At 64.4% G+C, this 3,613-nt stretch carries 4 protein-coding genes; 3 read left to right on the forward strand and 1 reads right to left on the reverse strand.

Annotated features, from left to right (window positions below):
• Window positions 1-876, reverse strand: an 876-nt coding sequence (locus JHD07_RS16730) for a helix-turn-helix transcriptional regulator (RefSeq protein WP_291624160.1), incomplete at its 3' end; no start/stop codon positions are given.
• Between the two features lie 72 nt (window positions 877-948).
• On the opposite strand from JHD07_RS16730, the gene JHD07_RS16735 reads away from it, so the two are divergent.
• Genes JHD07_RS16735 through JHD07_RS16745 form a run of 3 tightly spaced genes read left to right on the forward strand, consistent with a single transcriptional unit; the run spans window position 949 to window position 3,213 of the window.
• Window positions 949-1,641, forward strand: a complete 693-nt coding sequence (locus JHD07_RS16735) for an ABC transporter permease (RefSeq protein WP_291624162.1) — start codon at window positions 949-951, stop codon at window positions 1,639-1,641.
• Between the two features lie 2 nt (window positions 1,642-1,643).
• The gene (locus tag JHD07_RS16740; protein ID WP_291624165.1) at window positions 1,644-2,366 is read left to right on the forward strand and encodes an ATP-binding cassette domain-containing protein; all 723 of its coding nucleotides are present in this window, start codon (window positions 1,644-1,646) and stop codon (window positions 2,364-2,366) included.
• A gap of 19 nt (window positions 2,367-2,385) precedes the next feature.
• Window positions 2,386-3,213 carry an extracellular solute-binding protein gene (locus tag JHD07_RS16745; protein ID WP_291624164.1) on the forward strand — a complete coding sequence of 276 codons (828 nt, stop codon included), beginning with the start codon at window positions 2,386-2,388 and terminating at the stop codon, window positions 3,211-3,213.
• Window positions 3,214-3,613 lie beyond the last annotated feature (400 nt).

The following is a 3,613-nucleotide window of genomic DNA, read 5'->3' on the forward strand; positions in this document are numbered from 1 at the left end:
GAACCGGACATGACCGGTATCGGTGGTGTCGTAGCCGCCCAATTCCTTTGCCCGCTCCTGGAAAGAAGTTGAACGAACAAAGCCGAAGAGCTTCTGCGGCTGCGGCAGGAAGTAATCGCGTTGCCTCAGGACGAGATCAAAGCGCTCCCAGGTCAGCGGCACGAAGTCCAGTCCGGTCGCGCGCGCAACGGATCGGGTTGCAATTCCACAATCGGCTTTTCCCGAACGCACGGCGTGGCCGATTTCGTCTCCGGTCGCGCAAACGGGCTGTTGCAGATCGAACTCACCGATTGCGATGCGCTCGCGGGCCGCCAACGTCATCATGAGGAGCTGGGCGCCGGCGCCGCGCGGACGTTGCGCCATGCGCGCTCCCGACTTCGCGACGGAGGCCAGATCCCCGAGCTTCAGTGGATTGCCCGGCGGGACGATCAGGCCTTGCTCTCGCCGGGCAAAGGCTATGACGACGGCGTCGTAGAAGTCATGGGCATCGGCGATCCGGGCGATATTCGTTTGCTCCCCATCCTCATCGAGGGCGTGAAGATGGATTGCGGCCATCATGATCTCGCCACCAGTCAGCCGCCGCAGACCTGCTTCGCTCCCCTCCGGCAGGCTCGCCAGTCCGCAGCCGCTTTCACGAAGCGCCCACTCCAGCAGCGGGTCGTGGCTGCCCCCGACAATGGGTGGAGCAGGCTCGCGCGACATGGCGGTGGGAGAAAGGCCCGACGCCACCCATCGGTTGAGAGCCGTGCGCGGGAATATCCATTTGCCGGTCACCTTGCTGCAGGGGACGGCATTTTTCGCGACCAGTTCGTAGAGCTTGCGCTCGGAGAGCCGGAGGTACTCAGCCGCTTCATCCGTCGTGAGGAGCTCGCGCACGAGAAAATTCCTGCAGATTCATGAAAATATTCCGGATTTGACCATAACGGGATGATCGGCGCAATATTGCATATGCCCGAGAACGTATCCGCGCTCGATCTCGTCCTTGCTGGAGATCCGGCGCTGTTTGCCATTGTGCGGCTCTCGCTCGTCGTCAGCCTGTCTGCCGTGACTCTTGCCGCCATCATTGGTGTGCCGTTCGGGGCGCTTCTTGCGCTCACCGGGTTCCCCGGGCGTCAGGCCGTCATCGTCATCCTCAACGCGCTAATGGGGCTTCCGCCCGTGGTGGTCGGGCTGGGCGTTTTTCTCGTCCTGTCGCGGTCGGGGCCCCTCGGGTCATGGGGGCTGTTGTTCACGCCCGCAGCGATGGTCGTCGCTCAAACCATCTTGGTCGCCCCGATCATCGCCGCGCTGACGCGGCAAACGATCGAGGACCTCTGGACCGAATACCGGGACGAACTGACCGCCATGAATGTCGGCCCGCTGGGCCGGGTGGCAACGCTGGTTTGGGACGCCCGCTTCAGCCTCATCACCGCGCTGCTTGCCGGGTTCGGCCGGGCCGCGGCCGAGGTCGGCGCCATCATGATCGTCGGCGGCAACATCGAGGGCTTCACACGCACCATGACCACGGCGATCGCGCTGGAGACCTCGAAAGGCGATCTGCCTCTGGCCATCGGCCTCGGCATCGTGCTGATCACGCTCGTGATCGCCGTCAACATTCTCGCGTGGACCGCACGGCGCGCGAGCGAACGATTGGCGGGATGAGCATGCGCGCGCCGTCCAGCGAACTTCCCATCCGCTTCGAGAACGTGAGCTTCTCCGTTGGCCCGGTGACCATCCTGGACGGGATCGACCTGACGCTGACTCCGGGGGCGCCGACCGTGGTCGTCGGCCCGAACGGGTCCGGAAAGACGACGCTGCTGCGCGCCGCAATGGGTTTGGTGTCGCCGTCGCGCGGCCGCGTCACCTGGGGTGGCCGGACCGACGTTGCCCCGCAACGGCGTGCCATCGTGTTCCAGCGTCCGGTCATGCTGAGGCGGAGCGCGAGCGGCAATATCCGTTACGCCTTGCGCGTTGCGGGCACGAAGCGCGCAGAATGGAAGCGTCGCGTCGACGAGGTTCTGGGACTCGTCGGGCTCGAACAGCTTGCCCAACGCCCTGCCCGCCGCCTCTCCGGGGGCGAACAGCAGCGGCTCGCCCTTGCACGCGCGCTCGCTCGTGAGCCTGCCGTCCTCTTCCTCGACGAGCCCACCGCCAGCCTCGATCCGGCTGCAACCAAGGCCGTCGAGGATGTGATCCACGCCGTCAGCGAACGCGGGATCAAGGTGGTCATGTCGACCCATGACATCGGCGGGGCCCGGCGGCTTGCGGGGGACATCGTCATGCTTCACCGGGGCCGCGTGATCGAAACGGCCGCTGCGTCGTCGTTCTTCCATGCGCCCGCAACCGCCGAGGCGAGGAAGTTCGTCGCCGGCGAACTCATCATCTAATCAAGACGGAGAGATCGACATGTTGAGCCGCCGCTATCTGATTGCGATCGCCGCCTGTGCCCTGCTTTGCGCCCCCGCGGTTGCGCAGGACAAGTCGATCGTGGTCGCTTCGACGACATCGACCCAGGACTCCGGCCTGTTTGGCCACATCCTGCCGCTGTTCAAGGACAAGACCGGAATTGCCGTGAAGGTGGTCGCTCAGGGCACGGGCCAGGCGCTCGATACCGGCCGCCGCGGTGATGCCGATGTGGTCTTCGTCCATGCGAGGCCCGCCGAGGAAAAGTTCGTTGCCGAAGGGTCGGGCGTGAAGCGCTACCCCGTGATGTACAACGATTTCATCCTGATCGGTCCCGCGAGCGATCCCGCGGGTGTCAAAGGCACGAAGGATATCGTCGCCGCCCTCAAGGCGATCAAGGACAAGGGCGCCGCCTTCATCTCGCGGGGCGACAAGTCAGGCACACATCAAGCGGAGCTCAATCTCTGGAATGTCGCCGGCATCGACCTCGCAAAGGACAAGGGCGCCTGGTACAAGGAGATCGGGCAGGGAATGGGCGCTGCGCTCAACACCGCCTCGGCATCCGACGCCTATGTGCTCGCCGACCGCGGCACGTGGCTTTCGTTCAAGAACCGTGGCCCGCTTGCGATCGTCGTCGAAGGGGACAAGCGCCTGTTCAACCAGTACGGCGTCATCCTGGTCAACCCGCAGAAACACCCCAGCGTGAAGCAGGACCTCGGCCAGCAATTCATCGACTGGCTGGTTTCGTCCGAAGGACAGAAAGCCATCGCCGGCTACAAGATCAACGGCGAGCAACTCTTCTATCCGAACGCAAGCGATCCGGGCGCGTGATGCGCGGGACGATGAATCCGACGCGGAGCAGATCGAACGCCTGTCTGACGAGGCCTGGGTCGATGTCGTGCAGAACGGCGGCTACGCGCGATCGATCGGGAGCACAGGCCGGAGCGACTGCCTCGGCTTGAGGAAGTCCGTCCGCTTCGACGTTGCGTCAAATCCGATCGTGCTCCAGATCAGCGGCGCCTCGGTCGATGTCATTTCGATCGTGGTCAGCCCGGTTCATTAAAGCCTGATGAGATTAGGTTTCATTTGCCGCGACACGGAAGGTGCGCTCCCTCCCCCGCTTGCGGGGGGAGGGTTAGGGAGAGGGTTTCTCCACAACGGGACACTCCCCTAGAGGAGAGAACCCTCACCCGGCGCGTTGCGCCGACCTCTCCCGCAAGCGGGAGAGGTG

Source organism: Bradyrhizobium sp. (assembly GCF_016462955.1).
Taxonomy (GTDB): domain Bacteria; phylum Pseudomonadota; class Alphaproteobacteria; order Rhizobiales; family Xanthobacteraceae; genus Bradyrhizobium.